We start from the raw sequence: 22,033 nt of genomic DNA, 5'->3' as shown, positions 1-22,033 counted from the left end.
CACAGAAACACCAGAGACCCCACAACATGAACACCATCAGCACCCTCGGCCCCAACACCCCGCGCATCGCCCTGATCGGCGAATGCATGATCGAGTTGCAGCAACGCGCCGACGGCAGCCTGCAACAGAGTTTCGGTGGCGATACCTTGAACACGGCGGTCTACCTGTCCCGAGAGTTGGGCGAGGGCGGCACGGTGGATTACGTCACTGCCCTGGGCGACGACAGTTTCAGCGATGCCATGTGCCAGAGCTGGGCCGACGAAAACATCGGGCTCGGCATGGTCCAGCGCTTGCCCGGCCGATTGCCCGGCTTGTATTGCATCCAGACTGACGCCGCCGGCGAGCGGCGTTTTCTCTACTGGCGCAATGAAGCGGCAGTCCGCGATTGTTTCACCACCCCGGCCGCCGCGCCGATCCTGGCGGCACTGCCGGATTACGATGTGCTGTATTTCAGCGGGATCACCCTGGCGGTGCTCGGCGTGCAAGGTCGGGAGAAGTTGCTGGAAACCCTGATCGAAGCCCGGAAGCGGGATGCGCGGATCGTGTTCGACAACAACTACCGGCCACGTTTGTGGGCGTCGATCGAGGACGCACGGGCGGCTTATCGCAGCGTTCTGCCCTATGTCGACCTGGCGTTGCTGACCGTTGATGACGAGCAGGCGCTTTTTCATTTTTCCGATTGCGAGGCGGTGTTTGCGGCTTACGAGCAGATTGGCACGCCCGAGGTGGTACTCAAGCGTGGCGCCGAGGCGTGTCTGATTCGGTGTGATGGAGAGTCGTTTGAAGTGCCGGCGCGGGTGGTCGAGCGGGTGGTGGACACCACGGCAGCGGGGGATTCGTTCAGTGCGGCGTATTTGGCCAGTCGCCTGAAAGGAGGCAGCCCGGTTGAGGCTGCTGAAGCGGGCCATCGCTTGGCGAGTCGGGTGATTCAGGTGCCCGGTGCGCTGATCCCCAAAGATTGAAACGCAATCCCCTGTAGGAGCTGTCGAAGGCTGCGATCTTTTGATCTTGCTCCTTTCGGGACCGCTGAAAATCAAGATCAAAAGATCGCAGCCTTCGGCAGCTCCTACATAGGGCCTTTAAAGCCCCTCAATCCCGGTAAAAGACCTGCACCAGGTGATAACCAAACTTGCTCTTGATCGGACCATGCACAACCCGCAACGGTTTTTTGAAAATCACGGCATCGATAACTCCAACCATCTGCCCGGGCCGCACTTCACCCAGGTCGCCGCCGCGCTTGCCGGACGGGCAGGTGGAATACTTCTTGGCCAGCACATCGAAGGCTTCGCCCTTGGCGATGCGTTGTTTGAGCTGTTCGGCTTCTTCCGAGGTTTTCACCAGAATATGGCGGGCTTGAGCTTTCATGGGCAGTACCTTGCAACGGTGGTGGCTATGTTGGTGCCAGCGGGGGGGCGCGATTATGCCTTAACTCAGTCCGGTTGGCCGATCATCTCGCGAATCTTGTTGGCCAACAGGTCAATGGAAAAGGGCTTGGCCACCATGTCCATGCCTTCCTCCAGGAAGCCCTGGCGCTCGGCGGCTTTTTCCGCGTAACCGGTCATGAACAGCACTTTGAGTTCGGGGCGGTGCTGGCGGGCAATCTCCGCCAGTTGCCGACCGTTCATCCCAGGCAGGCCGACATCGGTGACCAGCAAATCGATCCGCAGGTCGGATTCCAGCAGGGGCAGGGCGGTCTTCGCGTCTTCGGCTTCATGGGCGTGATAACCCAGTTCGTTGAGCAAGTCGAGCACCAGCATGCGCACCGCCGGATCGTCCTCCACCAACACCACGGTTTCACCGGCAATCGCGGCTGGCGCCTCGCTGGTGACCGGCATCAGGATGTTTTCGGGCTCTGCGGCGTGCAGTCGCGGCAGGTACAGACGAACGCTGGTGCCCTGGCCGGGCAAGCTGAACAGGCTGACATGCCCGCCCGACTGCTGGGCAAAACCGTAGATCATCGACAGCCCAAGACCGGTGCCCTGGCCGATGGGTTTGGTGGTGAAGAACGGGTCGAAGGCCTTGGCCAGCACCGACGGTGTCATACCGGAACCATTGTCGCTGACGGCAATCATCAGGTAATCCCCGGCCTTGACCGGTTCCAGGGTGTTGATGTCACTGCTGTCGAGGTAAACGTTGGCGGTTTCAATGCGCAACTCGCCGCCATCGGGCATGGCGTCCCGGGCGTTGATCACCAGATTGAGCAGGGCGTTTTCCAGCTGGCTGACGTCGGTGCTGACCGGCCAGACGTCATCGGCCAGTTGCAGTTTGAGCTCGATGTGGTCGCCCTTGGTCCGACTGAGCAGGTCTTCCAGAGAATGGATCAGATCATTGGCGTTCAGCGGCTTGCGGTCCAGTGACTGACGCCGGGAAAACGCCAGCAGGCGATGGGTCAGGGCGGCGGCGCGGTTGGCCGAGGACACTGCCGCTTCGGTGAAACGGCCCACCTCGGCGGCGCGCCCGTCGGCGATGTAGCGCTGCATCAAGTCGAGGCTGCCGATGATCCCGGTGAGCATATTGTTGAAGTCATGGGCGATGCCGCCGGTGAGCTGGCCGAGCGCTTCCATCTTCTGCGCATGCCGCAACGCCTCTTCGGCACGCTCGCGTTCGAACATCTCGTTCTGCAGGCGCTGGTTGGCTTCAGCCAATTGTTGGGTGCGGGCGACAACTCGTTCCTCGAGCGTTTCGTTGAGGTTGCGCAGGGCTTCTTCGGTCTGTTTGCGCTCGGTTTCGTCAATCACAAAGATGTAGAAACCATTGACCGCGCCATCCGCACCGTGGCGCGGCAAGTAGTTCATCAGGGCATGGCGGATGCTGCCATCACGGTGGGGGGTGCGGATGCTGAAACAACAAGGCTTGCCGGACAGTGCCTGGGCGATGTATTCCGCGCGTAAGGCATAGGCTTCTTCACCCAGAACTTCACGGATGGTTTTGCCAAAGAGCTCCTGAGGCGTCAGCCCGTACCAGTCCAGGTAAGCCGCATTGTTCAGGCGAAAGCGTTCCTCGCGGTCCACGTAGCTGATCAGGATCGGCATGGCGTTGATGATCAGTTGCAGCTCGGTCTGACTTTGCCGCAAGGCTTGTTCTGTGTGTTTACGTTCGGTCAGGTCCAGGGCGGCGCCGAGGAAGCGAATCGGCCGGCCATGGTGGTCCTTGTAGCAACGACCCCGGGCAAACACCCAGCGCAACTGACCGTCGGCCTGCAGCAGGCGATATTCCTCGGCGTACTCGGTGCCGTGGGTGATGGAGTGCTTGATGCTGCGGGCGACCATGGCGCGGTCTTCCGGGTGCACCCCCTGAAGGTAGGCGCTGATGGGCAACTGATTGGCGAGCAGCGGGTCGATGCCGTGTAATTGGGCGAAGTGGGTGTCGGCAATGAAGCGGTCTTCGTTTATGTCCCAGTCCCAGGTGCCGACGGCGTCGGTGGCCGCGAGGGCCAGTTGCAGACGCTCCTCGGTTTCGTGCTGGGCCTTGAGGCTGGCGGCCGAACGCTGCTCGAGTTCGAGGGCGATGCGTCGGCGTTCGTTGGTTTCGATGGCCGTGACCAGAATCCCGGCGACCTGGGCGCTTTCATCGCGGATGGGGCTGTAGGTCAGGTCCAGCCAGAAGTCGGAATCATGGCCATTACGCTGCAAGGTGAAGCGCTGTTCGCTGTAGGTCCGCACCTGCCCTTGTAGGACGGCGCTGTAAATGGGGTCGGTAAAGTCTTTTAACTCAGGCCAGATCAGGTGTGTCGGCTGTCCGAATGCGTGTGGATGCTTGCTGCCGGCCAGCAGGGCGAAGCCGTCGTTGTAGATCTGCGTGAGCTGGGGGCCCCACAGCAACAGCATGGGCATCGGCGAATGAATCACGATATCCACGGCGGTTCGCAGGCTTTGCGGCCAGGTACTGGCAGCGCCCAGCGGGCTGCGTCTCCAGTCCAGTCGGGCAATCAAGGCCTGGGCATCGCTGCCGGTCGGTGATGCGTTCATCAAGATGTCCTGCACTTAAGTCGGTGTAGCGGTGTCAACTATCCTTGTACCGCAGTAGACGCTGGATGATCCAATTTGGGTCATTTTTATTCACTGAATGCTTCGCGGGTGCTTTTTGCCATGGAAATCGATGCACTGTTAAGGCTACTGGCCAGCCAGAATGGCTCCGATCTTTATCTGTCTACCGGGGCGCCACCTAGCGCACGGTTCGAGGGTGTGCTCAAGCCCTTGGCCGATCAGCCGTTCAAGCCGGGAGAAGTCGGGGCCATTGCCGCGTCCATCATGGACGCCGAACAGCGTCTGGAGTTCGACCGGGAACTGGAGATGAACCTGGCGATCTCTTTGACCGGTGTCGGGCGCTTTCGAGTGAATATCTTCAAACAACGCAACGATGTGTCGATCGTGGCGCGCAATATCAAACTCGACATTCCGCGTTTCGAAGACCTCAAACTGCCGCCGGTGCTGCTCGAAACGGTGATGCTCAAACAAGGACTGATGCTGTTCGTCGGCGCCACCGACTCGGGCAAGTCAACCTCGCTGGCGGCATTGATCGACTACCGCAATCGCCACAGCAGCGGCCATATCATCACGATCGAAGACCCGGTCGAGTACATCCATCGGCACAAGAAGTCGATCATCAACCAGCGTGAGGTCGGCGTCGATACCCGCAGTTTTCACGCCGCATTGAAAAATACCCTGCGCCAGGCACCGGACGTCGTGCTGATCGGCGAAATTCGTGACCGCGAGACGATGGAGCATGCGCTGGCATTTGCCGATACCGGTCATCTGGTCATTTCCACCCTGCATGCCCACAACGCCCATCAGGCGCTGGACCGCATCATCAATTTCTTTCCCGAAGAACGCCGGCCGCAACTCCTGCATGACCTGGGCAATAACCTGAAAGCGTTCGTGTCCCAGCGCCTGGTGCGTACCCGTGACGGTCAACGACGGGCGGCGGTGGAAGTGATGATTGGCACGCCAACCGTCGGCGACCTGATTCGGCGCAATGAGTTTTCAGAACTGAAGGGGATCATGGAGAAGTCTTCAGAGGCGGGGATGCAGACCTTCGATGGGGCGCTGTTCGAGCTGTTTGTCGAGGGTACGATCGATGAGGCAGAAGCGTTGAAACATGCGGATTCATTGAACAACCTGCGCCTGCGGCTGAAAATGCACGCCGAGGCCACGCCCGGCCCCCATACACCACCGGGTGAATGGGGGCTGATGGACTGACCCCACAGGAGTTGGTTGTCGCAGGTGTTGTCGGTGAGAAGAATTAAAGCATGCTGATTGTTGACTAATAGCCTGAAGTTGTATCTGAAACTTCAGGGAGGTGCCACTTCTGTAAGTTACTTGATTTTCGGAGCGCGGGACTTGATGGACTGATTATTGGCTGGCTAGTTGTACTATGGTTGGTCTGTCGGAAATGTTACTTAATAGATTGGCGGTGGATTGCTCGGCCTGAGCAAGTAAGATCTGCCTGGACTGAATAAGTCATTCAGTTAATTTATTAAGGGTTGGGCTATGCATTTTGAATTAAAGGATAAGTTCTATAAGCCTCTGGGTGATTTCGGCAGAGAGGAGCAGTTGCGTCAAGACGCGGATGCAGCTGAGCGGAAATTGATTTTGGTCAGTCTGAAAGCTTGTCTGGCAGATTACAGTGACGACGAAACAATAGACTGGTTTAACTACGAGATGGAGTTGCAGAAGGGCTCCTCTTTGTATGAGGTCTATGTGCCGGGAAGCGTTCTGATGAACGAATTGCTCAGTACGGTTGCAATAAGAAGCGCACTAACCCAGGAAAATATGAGTGACGCCGAACTTATTCGTGTTACCCATTCTGGCAAGCTGGAAGTGTTTGATGGTCATGATTGGAGAGATTTCGTCGCGCTGGGATATGTTGCCCACTCTAAGGCTACCCGAGATTCAATGGGGATCTTGGCGGACATTGCCAAAGAGGCCGGAGGTTGCCTGTGGGCGGACAACATTGTGAATATCGATCAGTGGCTTGAATTCTATGGATTCGATGTGCCAAAGACCGTTGCGCAGGTCAGAAACCTGATCGGCTACTTCGAGTTTGACTGTCCTGAAATCGATCATTTTGGCAATTATTGGGGGCAGATCATCACCGATGATCAATCGTTGATCGTATTGTCCGCCGAGCAACTTAGGGATATTCGTCAGACCACTGAAAAACTTATAGCTCCGGACAAAAAGCTGCTGGACAAACTGTACCGCGAAACGGGTGGCACTATTGCAACGCACGATAACGCCGCCGAACGTATCGTTCAGTTGGTCAAGCATCCGGCGGCCCAAGCCTGCGCCACGAAACTCCTGAAGGAACTGAACTGGTTCGGTGAAACATCCGGGCAAGACGTCTCTGCACAGGATCTTGGGCAACTGTTGATAACGGTTATTTTGCTGGAACTGGATCCGCACATTGGTAACGCTCAAGCCAGAAAGAGTATCGGCGCGTTCGATTTGTATGCACCGACCAATGTCGAACGATCTTCGTCGGTCGTGCGCAAGGAGCTGGAAACCTTTCTACACACCAAAGGCTGGGTGAATCCTGTCGTGGCGCCATTGGCATCGCACCTGCTGCTGGCGGAAATCGCGCCAGAATTTCTGGTCAAGGGTGTCCCGTCGTCGCTGATGATGGGGTCGGTTGGCTGGGTGTCCTTCTGCGTTGGAGTTGCCCTGGTGGAAGCGGTCACCAAGGGAGCTTCGCGGGTTTTGACGTATACGCAGATTATGGCGTATGCCGAACTGGAGCCAGTCAGTGATCCGCTGGCACGTTTGCGGGATTTGGCAATGCTCGATCCAATCGTTGACTGGGCCCTGATTAATGACGTGGTGACGACAACGGAACTTAAGCAAGCGGAAAAGGAAACGACTGAGCGGGCAATGACAGTGTTCGAGGAGTACGTGGACGGCACGCACCTTGCCCGCGCCTATACCAGCTCCATTCCAAGCAGAAAAGACATCGCACGGGCAGCTGTGACGAAAGCCGCGCCAACTTGTGATTTCCTGGAAGATAAAATTATCTATCAGCAACCCGGCCTATATGCCTCACCTACCGCCATGTCCATGGTCGACCTGCATATGTCCGGTGACCTGGTGGGTGGCCTCTGGGATCTGCGTGCGGTTTTCCCCAACCCCTACTCTAACGCACCCAATTTGCATGGAAATATTACCAATCATAAAAATAAAAGTTTCTATGATCCATCCGTACTCAGCATTCACGATCGTTATCCGAGGCTGCGGCGGCTGGCGCCCAATAATGATGAGTATCACCGCCAACTGCGGGGTTACCTCGGCAATTTGAATAATGCTGTGATCAGAAATGTGAAGATGGCCCTTTCACACATGCCTCCCTTCGATCTGGAAACCTTTCTGAAAGGCAAGATCACCTTCTTTACCCTTCGCAGCCCGGCGATAGAGACATCCTCCAACCGTTTTGGGGGCCCGTTGATACTTGAAACAGACTATGAAACCCAACAAGGCAAAGATGCTGTCACGGGGCGTTTTGGTATTGTCATGTGCGCTTCTCATGGAAACACTGTTACGTGCTATGAACTGTTTACCTTGCGTGGTGAACTACGTAGAAACAACACGCTTGGTGCGCTGATCGCCAACACGGGAAAATTGCAGGGCGCCGCCAGAGTGGATTTTAAGGGTGGTCTGAAAGCGCAACAGGTACCGACGGATCCAGAACGATTACCGATTATCCTTAGTGAATACACTCATGGTCTTCTAGAGGCCAGTTCGGCCAGCAGTAGCGTGGCGATAATTGACAAGTTGGGTGAACTTGCCGCGCCTGCTACGCCGTCGGAGCGGAAGCAGAGTGTTTATCTAAATTTTGATAATTCGCAGCTTGTTCGAATTGCCAGGTTCATCGTCAACAATCGTCCGATGATGACGTTTGACGAGCTTGAAGCAGCCGCCACTGTGCCAACAGTGCTTGAAAGCCAGCGCAAAAAAGGCGAAGAAACTGCGACGTATATTGTCGATCTGGTAGTTCCCTTTAAAAAGTGCATCGAGGATCTATCTTCCGGGGAGCACAATAAGATGGTCGATGGGATGTATGGCTGCGTTATGGATGTCATCGCAGTGGGTGGGGCGTTTGTGGGGGCTGGCGCCAAAGCACTGAGCATCTCGGCGAAGGCTATCTCCACGGCTTCCAAAGCCGTCCGCCTGACCAAGCTCGCTTTCGTCACATCTGTTTCCCTCTTCAACCCCGTGGATGGCGTGCCTACGGCATTTTTCGGAGCCGGGAAACTCGTCCATAAGGGGGCGCTACGCTTTAACAGGCAGGCTCAAGAGATGCTCGGACTGGCGCAATCCCAGTTGCGCAAACTCAATGGCCGTCATAAAACCTACGACCTGGCTCGCGCAGCCAATAGCGCCGATACCACCGGACAGGGTACCTGGCGACCCCGTGGTGCAACCGGTGACGCGCTAACGGTGGTGGCCCGGCGTAACGGCCACCAATGGTATGCCCTTGATCGACTGGGCAAACCCTGGGGACCAAAACTGAACAACTTCACCTTTCAGGCACCTATCCAGTTGCCGCGATTCAGTAAGACATTGCCCGTCAGCTATACCCGACGGTTCATTGAGCAAAGCTTGCCGCTGGCGCGTACAAAAATCGAAAACGCGATCAACGTCTTGACCAGTCTTGACTTAACGAAGGAACGTAACGCAATCATCAAGGTATTGCTGGGAAGCAACTCGAGCGATGCATTCGAACGGTTGGTGAACTATCTGAGATTGGTCAGGGCAGACTTTGCAGGTCTTTCCCTCAGTAATATTTTTCTCGATCCGCTCAAGAACACTAACAATATTGCTGCTTTCAACATGGACGCTTACAAGCAATGGAAAGATGCAAAAGACCCATCCGACACGAAATTCATCGAAATCTATACGCCCAATATCAACAAGCACTTCATCGGTCTGGGCTTCAACCATGACGTCGTGGCAGACGACTTGATTCATGAGGTGTTCCACGGTGCTGCACAGACTGATGATGTCAGCTATGCCCGCGATGCGGGACGCAACGGCGAAAGAGGGCAATTGCTGGATGTGGCTCCACTGCTGAACTTGGCGTCGGGACGTTTGCCGGTTACGGATGAGGGCCGTGCCTGTCACGCCAGTTCCAAAGCCTTTGAAAATGCTGACTCACTGGCTGTGACCACCTCGCTGCTGAGCCAGCTGTATACGGACAAGGGTAGTTACGAACTCAATATGTCCACCCTGCGCGGCGCGCTTGAAGCAAACACCGGTAGCGCAATTGACGAGCCGGTTCTGATCACTCTGAACAACTCTATTGCGCCGAATCCTGCCAGTGGAAGGCGCCCACCTGGTTCGCATATGGATTAACGCACACCCGCATGATCGTTTAAGTTCCGAGTTCCGGCCGATCCCGAAACTGCTCAAGCGCTTCGGGATTGGCCAAGGCATCGGTGTTTTTTACCTTCTCACCATGCACCACGTTGCGCACCGCCAGTTCCACGATTTTGCCGCTGAGAGTCCGCGGTATATCGGTCACCGCGACAATCTTCGCCGGCACATGCCGCGGTGTGGTGTTGGCGCGGATGACCTGGCGGATCTGCTGCTGCAGTGCTTCGTCCAGATCGACGTCCTCGCGCAATCGCACGAACAGCACCACCCGCACGTCATCCTGCCATTGCTGACCAATGGCCACGCTGTCCAGCACTTGCGGGACTTTCTCAACCTGACGGTAGATTTCCGCAGTACCGATGCGCACGCCGCCGGGGTTGAGCACGGCGTCGGAGCGTCCGTGGATCATCATCCCGCCGTCGCGCAATTGTTCCGCGTAATCGCCTTGGGCCCAGACGCCGGGGAACTGACTGAAATACGAGGCGCGAAGCTTTTCCTGTTGAGGGTCGTTCCAGAACCCGATGGGGATTGCCGGAAAGTGCCGGGTGCACACCAGCTCACCTTTTTCGCCGATCACCGGCTGGCCGTCGTCGTTCCAGACTTCCACCGCCATGCCCAGGCTTTTGCCTTGTATCTCGCCACGGCGTACCGGTTGCAGCGGATTGCTGTTCACAAAGCACGAAACGATGTCGGTGCCGCCGGACATCGAGGCCAGGCACAGGTCAGGCTTGAGATCGCGGTAGACGTAGTCGTAACTCTGCGGCGACAACGCGGAACCGGTGCAAAGCAGGGTTTTGAGGGTGCTCAGGTCATGGCTTTCGCGAGGTTTGATGCCGTTGCTTTCCAGGGTTGCGAGGTACTTGGGGCTGGTGCCGAAGACACTGATGCGTTCGTCGTCGATCAGGTCGATCAGACGCTCGGGGGCGGGATGAAACGGCGAGCCGTCGTACAGCACCACCGCGCTGTCCACGGCCAGCGCCGAAACCAGCCAGTTCCACATCATCCAGCCGCAGGTGGTGTAGTAGAACAACCGGTCGCCGGGGCCGAGATCGCAATGCAGGCCATGTTCCTTGACGTGTTGCAACAACACGCCGCCAGTGCTGTGAATGATGCATTTCGGCACGCCCGTGGTGCCGCTGGAATAGAGGATGTACAGCGGATGAGCGAAGGGCACGGCAACGAAATCCGGCTCGCCGCCAGCGTCGTAGAAATCATCCCAGAGCGTCACGTTGGCCCGGGTGTGGAAGTGTTCGATGTGCGCTTGCGGTCGGGCGTAAGGCACAACAATCAACTGCTGCAAGGACGGCAAGCGTTCGAGGATTTCATTGACCTTGGCGATCTGGTCGATGTCCTTGCCGGCATAGCGGTAACCGGCGCAGGTGATCAGCACTTTCGGTTCGATCTGGCCGAAGCGATCGATTACGCCCTGGGTGCCGAAGTCCGGTGAGGAGCAGGACCAGATCGCTCCCAAACTGGTGGTGCCGAGCATCGCCACGAGGGTTTGCCAGGTATTGGGCATGCACGCTGCGACGCGGTCACCGAGGCCGACACCGGCGGCTTTCAAGCTGTTCTGAAACCCGGCGACATGCTCGGCCAGTTCTGCCCAGGTCAAGTGTTCACGCTGGCCGTTTTCGCCGATGGCAATGACCGCCACGGCATCGTCGCGACGGCGCAGCAGGTGCTCGGCAAAGTTCAGGGTGGCGCCGGGAAACCATTGGGCGCTGGGCATTTGCGCGCCCTCAACCAGTACAGTGTCCGGTTGATCATGGAAACGGATGTCGAAGAAATCGACGATGGCCTGCCAGAACGCTTCACGCTGATCGATGGACCATTGATGCAGGGCAGGGTAGTCGTCGACGTGGAGGTTGTGTCGCTGATTGATGAAGCGCCGAAAGGCCTCCATGCGGGTCTTGCCGATGCGCTTGGCGCTGGGTTGCCAGAGGATGTCGGACATGGCTTGCCTCTTCTTCTATCTTCAGATCCATTCGCGGGCAAGCCACGCTCCCACAGGGTTTATGTCGAACCCTAATCCAGCGCCAACCACAAAAACCCGTGGGAACGTGGCTTGCCCGCGATGAACGATAACGCGGTCTAACGTCAGATCACTGCGCCAACCACCCACCATCAATATTCCACGCCGCGCCACGCACCTGGCTACCGGCCTCACTGCACAAAAACAGCACCAGTTCGCCCAATTGTGGCGGCGTCACAAACTCCAGAGAAGGCTGTTTCTCGGCCAGCAAGTCATGTTGCGCCTGTTGCGGGTCGATCCCTTTGGCGATGCGGTCATCAATCTGCTTTTGCACCAACGGCGTCAACACCCAACCCGGGCAGATGGCGTTGCAGGTGACGTTGGTAGTGGCGGTTTCCAGCCCGACCACCTTGGTCAAACCGATGACGCCATGCTTGGCCGCCACGTAAGCCGCCTTGCCCACCGAGCCGACCTGACCGTGCACCGAGGCGATGTTGATGATCCGGCCCCAGCCCTTGTCGCGCATGCCGGGCAGGCTTAGGCGAGTGCTGTGAAACACCGACGACAGGTTGATCGCAATGATCGAATCCCAACGTTCCACCGGGAACTCTTCCACGGGCGCCACATGCTGAATACCGGCGTTGTTGACCAGGATGTCCACGCCACCGAACTCACGCTCGGCGTAGGCGATCATGTCGGCGATCTGCTCAGGGTTGCTCACGTCAGCCGGGTGATGGCCGACCTTGCCGCCGAATTGCTCGACCTCGGCAATCACTTTGGACGCATCACCGAAACCGTTGAGGATCAGGTTGGCGCCAGCCTTGGCCAGGCTGAGGGCGATGCCCAGGCCGATACCGCTGGTGGAACCGGTGACCAGTGCAGTCTTGCCCGAAAGAGTCGTCATGAATACCTCACACAATGCCAGTGGCGTAGAAAGTACCGATCACCACAAAAACCGCCAGGGTCTTGATCAGCGTAATACAGAAAATGTCTTTGTAGGCTTCGCGGTGGGTCAGGCCGGTGACCGCCAGCAAGGTAATCACCGCGCCGTTGTGCGGCAGGGTGTCCATGCCGCCACTGGCCATCGCGGCCACCCGGTGCAGCACTTCCAGCGGGATGTTGGCGGCGTGGGCCGCTGCGATGAAGTCATTGGCCATGGCCGCCAGCGCAATGCTCATACCGCCCGACGCCGAACCGGTAATGCCGGCCAGCAGGGTCACTGTGATCGCTTCGTTGACCAGCGGATTGGGAATGCTCTTGAGCCAGTCGGCCAATACCAGGAAGCCCGGCAAGGAGGCGATCACCGCACCAAAGCCGTACTCCGATGCGGTGTTCATCGCCGCCAGCAACGAACCGCTGACCGCGCTTCGACTGCCTTCAGCCAACTTGCCGCGAATCGCCTGGAAGGCGAACACCAACACCATGATGATGCCGACCAGCAGGGCGGCCTGCACCGCCCAGATCGCGGTGAGCTTGGCGATGTCGGTGGTCACCGGCGCGGCCATGCCCGGCAGGGCGAGGCTGTGGGTCTTGCCATACCACTGCGGAATCCACTGGGTGAACAGCAGGTTCATGATGCCGACGGCCAGCAGCGGCGACACGGCGATCCACGGGTTGGGCAGTTTGATGTCGGCAGCGGTTTCCGGCTCGTTGCGCAGTTCGGTGCCATAACCCTCACCGGCGCGCTGAGCCTTGTTGCGCTGGCGCTGCAGAAACAGCATGCCGGCGCAGACCACGAAGATCGCGCCGATCAGGCCCAGCCAGGGCGCGGCCCAGGCGGTGGTGTTGAAGAAGGTGCTGGGGATGATGTTCTGGATCTGCGGGGTGCCGGGCAGGGCGTCCATGGTGAACGAGAAGGCACCGAGGGCGATGGTCGCCGGGATGAGTCGCTTGGGAATATTGCTCTGGCGGAACATTTCAGCGGCAAACGGGTAGACGGCGAACACCACCACGAACAGCGACACGCCGCCGTAAGTCAGCAGGGCGCAGACCAGTACGATCACTAGCATCGCCTGACTCGTGCCGAGCAGGCGAATCGCCGCTGCGACAATGGAGCGCGAAAAGCCCGACAGCTCGATCAGCTTGCCGAACACTGCACCGAGCAGGAATACCGGGAAATACAGTTTGATGAAGCCGACCATTTTCTCCATGAACACCCCGGTGAAGGCGGGGGCGACGGCGGAAGGGTCGGTGAGCAGCACGGCGCCGAGGGCGGCAATCGGGGCAAAGAGGATAACGCTGTAGCCACGGTAAGCCGCGAGCATTAGCAGCGTGAGGGCTGCCAAGGCAATGATCACACTCATGGTGTGTCTCCTGGATTGTTATTTTTGTAGGGTGGAACTGTTGTGGGAGAGGGCTATAGCGAGTTTCGTGCCATACACGCAAGCTATTGAAATATAAGGATATATGTAGATTGTTTGAGTTGGGTTTTAGTTGGGTATCTCTAGTTTGAGACTTTTATCGGTATTGCCGGCCTCATCGCGAGCAAGCTCGCTCCCACAGGTTGACCGAGTTGCGCGCAAGAATGCGGTCAAATGTGGCAGCGAGCTTGCTCCGGGCGGCGTTCCGACGATGCTCTGTCTACAAGTGGAGATGTATGTCTCTTTATGGAGACTCCGCAATCCCCAACGCCACCATTTTCTTGTACAGCGTCGACCGCCCAAGCCCCAACCGCGCCGCCGCTTCAACAACCTTCCCGCCGCATTGCGCGAGGGTGCTTTCAATCAACTGCCGATCAAACCGCTCCCGAGCCTCACTGAAAGTCTCATGCGCAACCGGCTCAATCGTTACAGGCGCCACGCGCTCTACCGGAGTGAACGTCCCAATCGCCGCGCGGATATCCGCGGCATTCAGCATCAAGTCATCACTGAGCAGTGCGGCGCGTTCGAGTACGTTGCGCAGTTCACGAATGTTCCCTGGCCAGGCATGTTGACCCAGCAGGTCCAAGGCTTCGCGGTTCAATTCGTGCTGACTGCGCAGCTCCTCCAGAATCGCTTCACTGAGGGCTGGCAGGTCATCAAGTCGATCACGCAGCGGCGGGACCTGGATCGGCAGTACGTTGAGGCGGTAATACAGGTCGGCGCGAAATTCGCCGCGTTTGATCGCGGCTTCCAGATCCGTGGAGGTCGCGGCAATCACCCGCACATCGCTCTGGATCACTTCGTTGGAGCCCACCGGCTCAAATTCTTTTTCCTGCAGTACCCGCAGCAATTTGCTTTGCAGTGGCAACGGCATGTCGCCGATTTCATCGAGAAACAGGGTGCCGCCCTGAGCAATTTGCAACTTGCCAGCGCGGCCTTTGCGATCAGCACCGGTAAACGCGCCGGGCGCGGTGCCGAAGAATTCCGCTTCCAGCAACGATTCGGGAATCGCCGCGCTGTTGATACTGACAAAGGCTTTGTGCGCGCGCGGCGAAGCGCCGTGGATTGCCTGAGCCAGCAGCTCTTTGCCGGTGCCGGTTTCACCGAGCAGCAACACCGGAGACTCGGCGCTCGCGCTGCGCCGGGCGCGGCGTTTGACTTCGAGGCTGGCGGCGCTGGTGCCTATGAAGTGCGCGAAGTTGTACTTGGTTTGCCGCGCTCGCAGCAGCGAGCGGGTGGAGGCCAATTCTTCCTGCATGCTCATGTAGCGCTTGAGCATCGGCGAGAGGCTGCGCAATTCGTCGAACAGCGCAAACCCGATGGCGCCGATCACCACGCCGGCGTCGTCATGAATCGGCAGGCGCATCACCACCAGTGGTTCTTTGGGGGTGTCCTGCATATCGAGCAGGATCGGCCGACCGGTGCGCACCACCTCGCGCAACAGACTACCGGGGATCACACTTTCGCAGGCCTTGCCGATCGCCACTTCCGCCGACTCCAGGCCGAAGCGTCGGGCATAGCGCTCGTTCATCCAGACGATGTTCGCATCGCGGTCGACAATCACCGTGCCTTCACTGGATTGCTCGATGATCTCGAACAACGAACGGATCGCCAGCAAACGAACGCGCTGATAGTCCTTGAGGTTTTCGGTGGTGTTCATGGCGCATTTCCAGAATGAGTGGGCTCGTAGGCATGCGCGCAATGAGCCTGTTGGCGTGGGCGGCATTATGCCGGGGAGGGCTCCCTGGATACCATTTCAGTGTTTTTTTTATTCCACACATGGAAGCAGGAGGGAGATTCCGTTCGTCGGAAACACCCGTTGACCTGTTATTTATGACAGTTGCGCCTACGTTGCGACAGGCCCTCAATGCACTCATCCGGCGCTTATGGTTGTTGCTCAAGTGAGCGCCTTACTTGAGACGGGAGACTGCAAATGACCACGGAAGAGTTGTTGCCGGAATCGCTTTCAGAACAAAGCGAGGGAGTTCTGGCGCTGGCGCCGATTTACATTCCGGGTCAGATTCCGGAAATCCACGATGCCGACGGTGCACCCAATCCAAACCGGTTTGGCGTCAACCGCAGCATGATCACCTCCAATGCCAAAGGCTTGTTGGTGAACGTGGACCCCTACGCCGATTCCCAACCGGGTGACAACATCCAGATATTCTCCAGCCTCGATCCGACGCCCTTGCTGTCGTTCAACCTGGTGGCCGGTCAGGAAAATGAAATCTCCCACGTGTTCTTGCCGGGGCATTTGCTCGTAGCGGGTTTTCAGACCTTCTGGTACGTCATTACTCGCAATAGCCAAAACGTCGGAACATCTCCACCGCTGGAGGTATTCATCAGAACGCTGCTACCCGGCGGTGCGGATCCCCAGCCGGATCGCCCCGGGCATTACCGGCTTCTGGCGCCTGTTTTGCTCAATGTTCCGGCCGGCGGGGTGACCAAGGAACTGGCGGAGTCCGCAGAAGGGGTGAGATTCGCTATCCGGCCTTACCCGAACATGCGGCAATTCGACGTTATTACCTGCAGTTGGGGGGGGTACGAGTTTTACATCACTGTGGGACTTGATCAGGTCGGTCAGGAAATCCAGGAAAAGGTACCGTTTGACATCATTCAGAAGGCCGGCAACGGAGATCAGATTTTTATCTGGCGTCCACTGGATGAAGTGCATAACCGTGCCAGTGACTGGTCGTTGCGCACCACCGTGTATGTCGAGGTGATTGGTGATCTATTGCGTCCGGTCATCCTGGAAGCGGTGCAGGTCGACCCGGACACCGGTGAGTTGTTTTATGACCTTGCAGCGTTGGGTATCAAGGACATCCAGGTCGATGTCGTCACGCGGTCACCGACCTTCGAACTGCAGGACACCGTCAAGCTGTCGGTCTCGCAGATCAAGGACGGCGCTGAGTCTGTGGTGTTCACCGAGACCAAACCCGTTACGCAAATTAACAGTACCGTGCGGTTTTTTCTGCCTAACGCCACGGTTCAGCAACTGGCCAGGGAACACATCTACTTTCGCTATGAACTGAACAAGAACAGCAGCGGCGAAATCCGACGTTCCAGTCGCACCACTGTGTGGCTCAAAGGGACAGCGGTGAACTTGCCTGCACCGAAGATCCTGCCGATCGATGGGGTAGTGGTGAGCCCCGCCAAAGCGGCCACTGGAATTGTCTCGCCTCATGCAGCGATTACACCTCAGGTCTGGTTGCACTTCCACGGCATCGGTACGGCGCCCGGAGGTGTGGTGCACCTGTTTGACAACGGGCGGCGCATCAGCAGTTCCCAGGCAGCGCGGGACATGACATTTCCGCTTTCAGTGGCGTTTCTCTCGAAGGTCGATGGGGGGGCGCTTGAGGCGTATTACACGGTCGGATCCAGCCAGGGAGATCCACTCGCCGCCCAGTCATTGCGCCACAGTGTGAGGGTCGGTGAGCCTCAGCCTGACTTGCAGGCACCGATTGTGGTGGATGCACAGGACGGCGTGGTGGATCCGGATCTGCTACCGCCGTTTGCCGACGCAGAAGTTCAGGTGCTTGCTTTCAGCGAGATGAAGGGGCAAACAGTTTACCTGTGGTATCGCTCCGACAATCCCGCGGACTCGCAACTCTACGAAGACTCGGTGGATATCGATAATCGTGACGTGGACATCCCCGTGTCATTTTTCATTCCGCGGGATTATCTCGATTTGCAAATTGGGTACTCGTTGACCATCGGTTATTCAGTACAGGCCACCGATGGCTCGGGTGCGGAGCGTATTGGTGCTACGACCAGTGTGAGTGTTGGTGCAAGCGCAAAACAACCGTTGCCCGTGCCCAAAGTGACTGAGGCCAGTGAGGACGGTGTCTTGAATCCCGGTGACACTGTCAGCAAGGGCGCCTCGGTGGTCATCGAAGGTGCCGACCTGAAAAGTGGCGACTACCTGATTCTAAAATGGGATGGCGACGCGGCGGACGGCGACTATTCCTACGAGCGGCCCATTTCGTTCAATGATGAAAATAAACCCTTCACTCACCAGGTTCCTTACGCGTATGTGCGTGCCAATTCGAACCTGGGTGTGCGGGTGTCGTACTCCGTCGAGCGGGCGGTGGGCGGAGAGCAACTGTCCGACGTGCTGATATTGAGCGTGCAGGTTGCGGCGTTGCCATTGCCTGCGATCAGCGAGGCTCAGGGCCCGAACCGCGATCAGATCAACCCTGATGATGTGCCTGCCGATGGCGCGAATGCCCGGATTGGAACAACCGCGCAACTCAAAGACGGGGACGTCGTCACGCTGATGCTGAGTGGAGCCAACCCCATCGTCCGCCCGGTATACAAGAGCGACGAAGACCGGGAGCTGATTGTCAAAATTCCACGCAGTGAAATCGAGCGGTTCAATGGCGGCAGCTTCACGCTGGGGTACACCATCCAGCGCAAAGTCGGCGGCCCCGTTGGACAATCGGATTTCAAGAATTTCGATGTGCGTCGAGTGATTGGCTCGGGCAAATTGAAAGTCATGGGCGCACGCCACAACTCCAATACGTATCGCTCCTCAAGTGCACCCTGCCTGATGTGGGCGTTGAACGCGCAGACGCTCCAGCCAATGTTGTCAGAGTGGCGCCATGTAGGCGACACCACGTGGATAGCGGGCACTCAATTCATCGATACGGACTCCGCACGAGCGTTGCAAGTGCGCTCTTCGACTGACCAAGTGACGCTCAATCCCGTGAATGTCTGTGGCAATGGTGTGGACGCCAACGTGAGCGGTGCGGCAGCGGTCGCCGTACTGCGCGATGCCCGGGTCTCGGGTGGCGGGGCGATTGGCGGTCGTGATCTTGTCGGGTTCGGCAACGCTTCATATGGCGGCAATATTCCACCGGTGTATTTGATCCACGAGAATCTGCGGCAAGTATTTTGTTCCGGTGGCGCTTTCGTGGCATTGACCAAGGATGGCTTCGCGTTGCCATGGGGGGACGCCGGCAGTGGCGGCAACATGGGGGCTATCAACCCTGACGGGTTCAAAACGATCGCCAGCAACAGTTACGCCTTTGCCGGGCTGACCACTACCGGGGATGTCCGATGCTGGGGGAATGCCTCATACGGTGGGACGCTGCCTGCCGGGGGGCTGAGCAATATCAAGCGTATTTTCAATGGTGGCCTGGCGTTCGTGGCAGAACGAATGGACGGCAGTCTCACAGGCTGGGGTTCAGCGGGCGGCGGCGGCGTGGCTAATCCCGTCCCTGGCATCAATAACGTGGACAAGATTATCTGTTCCTACAATGCGTTTGCCGGCATTACCCAGACCAAGCGTCTGTTTGCGTTTGGTGATGCAGCTTACGGTGGCAATATTCCGCAGGACCTCGCCAACCGGACGGACATCCAGCGGCTGTGCTGTGCTAATGCGCGTGCCTTTGTAGCGCTGACCAGTGGGAAGAATGTCGTCGCCTGGGGGGATAACGCTTATGGCGGCAACCTCAACAGCTATCCGGGTATTGCAGCGTTGCGATTCGTGGATGTCGCGTCCACCTGGCACGCGTTTGCCGGTGTTACGGAAAACAATCGCGTCGCCGCGTGGGGCGCGGCGCCAGCAGGGGTTGTACCCGCGCAAATCGCCAGCCTGACCAATGCCATTCAGATTGTGGGTAGCGCGCATGCATTCGCGGTGCTGTGTGCCGATGGCCGGGTCTTTGCGTGGGGTAACGCAACACTGGGTGGTGATACCACACCGGTGGCTGCGCAACTGGTCAACGTCGTGGCCATCTACACCAGCTCCCACGGATTCATTGCGCTCACCACCGATAAGCGTGTGGTCACCTGGGGACATGCAACGGCCATGGCGGGAGCCGCTGGTCTCAATGGATTCGTCTCCTACGTCGACAGCACGGCTACCGGCATGGAAATGGCCAGTGCCCAGGCCGATGGGCTCACCGAGACCCTGTAACAACCCAATCATCCCCTATGTCACTCGTCGCCTCGTGAGGGCGCTGAGTGCCTGACTGACTTTGAGGTGACCGAAAATGCTCGAAGAAATCAATGGTGTCATGGCAACCCTCGCTGCCCCGACTGTCGACGGTGCCGTCGACGGAACGCTGGATCCGCAGGCGCTGCCAGAAAGAACGGCTGTACGCCTGGCCGCTTACACCGGGATGAAATTCAATGATGAGGTGCATCTGTACTTCACCCCGGAAGGCGCAGCAAGAGTGTTGATCGACAAGATCAAAATCAGGGCGAACCAGGGTGAAACACCGCCCTGGTTCAGTGTCCCCGCTGAACAATTCACCCAGCACTTGGGCCGCGTGATTCGGGTGAGCTACGAAGTATGGTTCGGTAATCAGCGCCTGCATGACTCGCGGGAGTTGCGCCTTGAAATCAAGGCCGGTTTCGAAGGTGATTACACGCTGGATCTGAGTACTCGGAACTATGTGGTGGTCACCGGTAAACCGCCGCTCAACTCGCCTTCGTTCAGCCGTTTTACTCGCGAGGCCACATGGGGTGTCGCACCCTATGACTACACCAGCAGCGATACCGCGGTCGCCAGCGCGGGACGACAAGGGGAGGTGACCGCCACTGGCAATGGCCTCTGCACGATCCGTGCGACCGATAGCCTTGGCCAGGCCAAGAGCTACCAACTGAGCGTTACAGGAATAGGCCAGCTGCACTTTCTGACGGCCACCGCCCATTGGTCTGGGATGCGCGAAGCCTGTGCTGCAGCCGGGCTGGATACGGCGACGCGGGCTCAACTGCGACAGTTGATGAGTATTTACAGCGAAAGTGCAGGGTCACTGACCGATTACTTCGGGCGGCTGCCTTATCCATTTTGGACCGGTGAACTCAACGGCGCCAACACCGCCTGGATCGTCGATCTGGATAAACCGGAGAACGACCCACTGGACCCCAACCCTTCCTCGGTCGACCTGAATGAGTCACATCAGGTTGTGGGCATTTCCATGCGCTGAGAAAGCTCATGGCGTAGCACCAGGAGAAATTCCATGAATGTCCATCGTTTGCTGGTTCACAGCACGCTCTTGCTTTGCCTGCTGTTTGGCGGATTCGCACGGGCCGTCACAGGCCCGGAAGTCGCGCAAGTACTCAACAGTCGCTATGTCATCGACACTTCCGCATGCGTTGGCAATACGGCGCCTTACCATTGCAGTGGGGTGATGGTGCGTGGCTCGCAGGCCAGTCAGGGTCGACCTTTCTGGATGCTCAGCCCGGAGGCGATCGGCGCCGGTTTCGAGCGATTCGCTTATCTGCGCAAAGATATCGCGAGAGATCCGTCCGTGTTGCAGAACGGGTATGTGTTCACGGACAAATTCACCGCCATTGGGCAGGGCAAGCCGCTGGAGGTGTCGCAGCCGAGCGTGAGCAGTGAAGTGCAGGTCAGAAACTGGAACGAGCAGGCGCCGCAATCGTTACCGGTAGAGGGAGTGTTTTACGACCGTGGCTGGCCCGCGAGCTTGTTCGCCGCGCAGCGTGATCAGCGCGATTACTTCCAGGCGACGGGCGCTTGGCTGCCCATTCTGCGTCTTGATCTGAATGACGCAGGGCAACAGGTATTTGGTTTCAATCAGCAGGATCAGTTGTATTTCGGGTATCAGGTAGCGTCCCGGCTCAATGCACGATTTCGCGATACCGCCATCGCCTGTCGCGATGGCCGTGCGGCTTTCTATTGCAACGGTGTGCTGATCCGCGGCACTGCCGCTTCAACCCAGTTTCATGCATGGAACCCTAGTCCCAACTCCGTGGGGCGCAATGGCGTTTCGTTCTCCTGGGCCAGGGTCGATGTGGGGATGGTGCAGATTGCCGGTAACCAGGGGCTGATTTTCAAGGAGTCGGCTGCACCGACACCCTATAACGCCACGCTCCGTTGCATTTATCCAACGAACGCCGGCACCAGCAGTATTCCCAATAGTTGCCGCACGTACTGTGACGCACTGGGCGTTACCACGGTCGCCGCCTACCGGGCACAGGGCGGTACCTGTGCCTTCAATGTAACGCCCGCACAGGTACAGCTGAGTATCGACGTGCGGAACCGCAATCCAGCGTGGAACGAAATCATCATCGCCTCATGGGCGCAAAACATTCCCCAGCAACTACCGCTTGAGGCGATTTTTGTGGTCGCCGGTACGGCGGGACTAAAAGACGCCCAGTTCATTCAGCGCGATTTCTATCAGCAAGCCGGCCGAGCGGTGCCAATCATTCGAGTAGCGCTCAACGCACCCGACGCGAACGCATTTGTCTACGAACCGTTCGATCAGAGCACGCCGTAAGCAGCCGTCACAGTCGGCAAGGTACTTTCACTAGGAGCGTATTCGCCATGGAATCAGGTAAGCGGAGTGTCAGGTGGTTCGTCGGTT

General features: G+C 58.0%; 12 protein-coding genes. 6 read left to right on the top strand and 6 right to left on the bottom strand.

Annotated features, from left to right (window positions below; genetic code table 11):
* Positions 1-26: 26 nt before the first annotated feature.
* Positions 27-962 (top strand): sugar kinase, encoded by a 936-nt coding sequence (locus tag ACMXYH_RS18215; RefSeq protein WP_415764383.1) that lies wholly within the window; start codon positions 27-29, stop codon positions 960-962.
* A 127-nt stretch (positions 963-1,089) separates the two neighbouring features.
* On the opposite strand, the gene ACMXYH_RS18210 is transcribed toward ACMXYH_RS18215, so the two are convergent.
* Positions 1,090-1,365: a peptidylprolyl isomerase gene (locus ACMXYH_RS18210; protein WP_007898282.1), complete on the bottom strand. Its 276-nt coding sequence runs from the start codon at positions 1,363-1,365 to the stop codon at positions 1,090-1,092.
* 65 nt (positions 1,366-1,430) lie between these two features.
* Positions 1,431-3,968: a PAS domain-containing hybrid sensor histidine kinase/response regulator gene (locus ACMXYH_RS18205; protein ID WP_415764382.1), complete on the bottom strand. Its 2,538-nt coding sequence runs from the start codon at positions 3,966-3,968 to the stop codon at positions 1,431-1,433.
* A 120-nt stretch (positions 3,969-4,088) separates the two neighbouring features.
* Between ACMXYH_RS18205 and ACMXYH_RS18200 the strand changes: the two genes are divergently transcribed.
* Positions 4,089-5,198, top strand: coding sequence for a PilT/PilU family type 4a pilus ATPase (locus ACMXYH_RS18200; protein ID WP_415764381.1), 1,110 nt, complete (start codon positions 4,089-4,091; stop codon positions 5,196-5,198).
* Positions 5,199-5,489: 291 nt separating this feature from the next.
* Positions 5,490-9,344, top strand: coding sequence for a hypothetical protein (locus ACMXYH_RS18195; RefSeq protein ID WP_415764380.1), 3,855 nt, complete (start codon positions 5,490-5,492; stop codon positions 9,342-9,344).
* A 19-nt stretch (positions 9,345-9,363) separates the two neighbouring features.
* Here ACMXYH_RS18195 and ACMXYH_RS18190 read toward each other — a convergent pair whose 3' ends face one another.
* The 4 genes from ACMXYH_RS18190 to ACMXYH_RS18175 all read right to left on the bottom strand — a co-directional run bounded on the left by ACMXYH_RS18190 (position 9,364) and on the right by ACMXYH_RS18175 (position 15,357).
* Positions 9,364-11,319 carry an acetoacetate--CoA ligase gene (locus tag ACMXYH_RS18190; RefSeq protein ID WP_415764379.1) on the bottom strand — a complete coding sequence of 652 codons (1,956 nt, stop codon included), beginning with the start codon at positions 11,317-11,319 and terminating at the stop codon, positions 9,364-9,366.
* A 148-nt stretch (positions 11,320-11,467) separates the two neighbouring features.
* Positions 11,468-12,241: a 3-hydroxybutyrate dehydrogenase gene (gene hbdH / locus ACMXYH_RS18185; RefSeq protein WP_129443696.1), complete on the bottom strand. Its 774-nt coding sequence runs from the start codon at positions 12,239-12,241 to the stop codon at positions 11,468-11,470.
* 7 nt (positions 12,242-12,248) lie between these two features.
* Positions 12,249-13,640 carry a GntP family permease gene (locus tag ACMXYH_RS18180; protein WP_415764378.1) on the bottom strand — a complete coding sequence of 464 codons (1,392 nt, stop codon included), beginning with the start codon at positions 13,638-13,640 and terminating at the stop codon, positions 12,249-12,251.
* A gap of 301 nt (positions 13,641-13,941) precedes the next feature.
* Complete coding sequence (locus ACMXYH_RS18175; RefSeq protein WP_415764377.1) at positions 13,942-15,357, bottom strand: sigma-54 interaction domain-containing protein; 1,416 nt, start codon at positions 15,355-15,357, stop codon at positions 13,942-13,944.
* Positions 15,358-15,630: 273 nt separating this feature from the next.
* Between ACMXYH_RS18175 and ACMXYH_RS18170 the strand changes: the two genes are divergently transcribed.
* From ACMXYH_RS18170 to ACMXYH_RS18160, 3 genes are all read left to right on the top strand, one after another.
* Positions 15,631-19,617 (top strand): hypothetical protein, encoded by a 3,987-nt coding sequence (locus ACMXYH_RS18170; protein WP_415764375.1) that lies wholly within the window; start codon positions 15,631-15,633, stop codon positions 19,615-19,617.
* Positions 19,618-19,693: 76 nt separating this feature from the next.
* Complete coding sequence (locus ACMXYH_RS18165) at positions 19,694-20,632, top strand: hypothetical protein (RefSeq protein WP_415764374.1); 939 nt, start codon at positions 19,694-19,696, stop codon at positions 20,630-20,632.
* A 33-nt stretch (positions 20,633-20,665) separates the two neighbouring features.
* Positions 20,666-21,946, top strand: coding sequence for a hypothetical protein (locus ACMXYH_RS18160; protein WP_415764372.1), 1,281 nt, complete (start codon positions 20,666-20,668; stop codon positions 21,944-21,946).
* Positions 21,947-22,033 lie beyond the last annotated feature (87 nt).

It is taken from the genome of Pseudomonas frigoris, from assembly GCF_047758635.1.
Taxonomy (GTDB): Bacteria; Pseudomonadota; Gammaproteobacteria; order Pseudomonadales; family Pseudomonadaceae; genus Aquipseudomonas; species Aquipseudomonas frigoris.
The sequence above is the reverse complement of the archived record's forward strand: the minus strand, read 5'-3'. Positions and strand labels throughout refer to the sequence as shown.

What these genes read in the sequence shown, in the direction of transcription:
- ACMXYH_RS18215 (WP_415764383.1), top strand. Translation starts at nt 27, where the DNA reads ATGAACACCATCAGCACCCTCGGCCCCAACACCCCGCGCATCGCCCTG.
- ACMXYH_RS18210 (WP_007898282.1), bottom strand. Translation starts at nt 1,365, where the DNA reads ATGAAAGCTCAAGCCCGCCATATTCTGGTGAAAACCTCGGAAGAAGCC.
- ACMXYH_RS18205 (WP_415764382.1), bottom strand. Translation starts at nt 3,968, where the DNA reads ATGAACGCATCACCGACCGGCAGCGATGCCCAGGCCTTGATTGCCCGA.
- ACMXYH_RS18200 (WP_415764381.1), top strand. Translation starts at nt 4,089, where the DNA reads ATGGAAATCGATGCACTGTTAAGGCTACTGGCCAGCCAGAATGGCTCC.
- ACMXYH_RS18195 (WP_415764380.1), top strand. Translation starts at nt 5,490, where the DNA reads ATGCATTTTGAATTAAAGGATAAGTTCTATAAGCCTCTGGGTGATTTC.
- ACMXYH_RS18190 (WP_415764379.1), bottom strand. Translation starts at nt 11,319, where the DNA reads ATGTCCGACATCCTCTGGCAACCCAGCGCCAAGCGCATCGGCAAGACC.
- hbdH (WP_129443696.1), bottom strand. Translation starts at nt 12,241, where the DNA reads ATGACGACTCTTTCGGGCAAGACTGCACTGGTCACCGGTTCCACCAGC.
- ACMXYH_RS18180 (WP_415764378.1), bottom strand. Translation starts at nt 13,640, where the DNA reads ATGAGTGTGATCATTGCCTTGGCAGCCCTCACGCTGCTAATGCTCGCG.
- ACMXYH_RS18175 (WP_415764377.1), bottom strand. Translation starts at nt 15,357, where the DNA reads ATGAACACCACCGAAAACCTCAAGGACTATCAGCGCGTTCGTTTGCTG.
- ACMXYH_RS18170 (WP_415764375.1), top strand. Translation starts at nt 15,631, where the DNA reads ATGACCACGGAAGAGTTGTTGCCGGAATCGCTTTCAGAACAAAGCGAG.
- ACMXYH_RS18165 (WP_415764374.1), top strand. Translation starts at nt 19,694, where the DNA reads ATGCTCGAAGAAATCAATGGTGTCATGGCAACCCTCGCTGCCCCGACT.
- ACMXYH_RS18160 (WP_415764372.1), top strand. Translation starts at nt 20,666, where the DNA reads ATGAATGTCCATCGTTTGCTGGTTCACAGCACGCTCTTGCTTTGCCTG.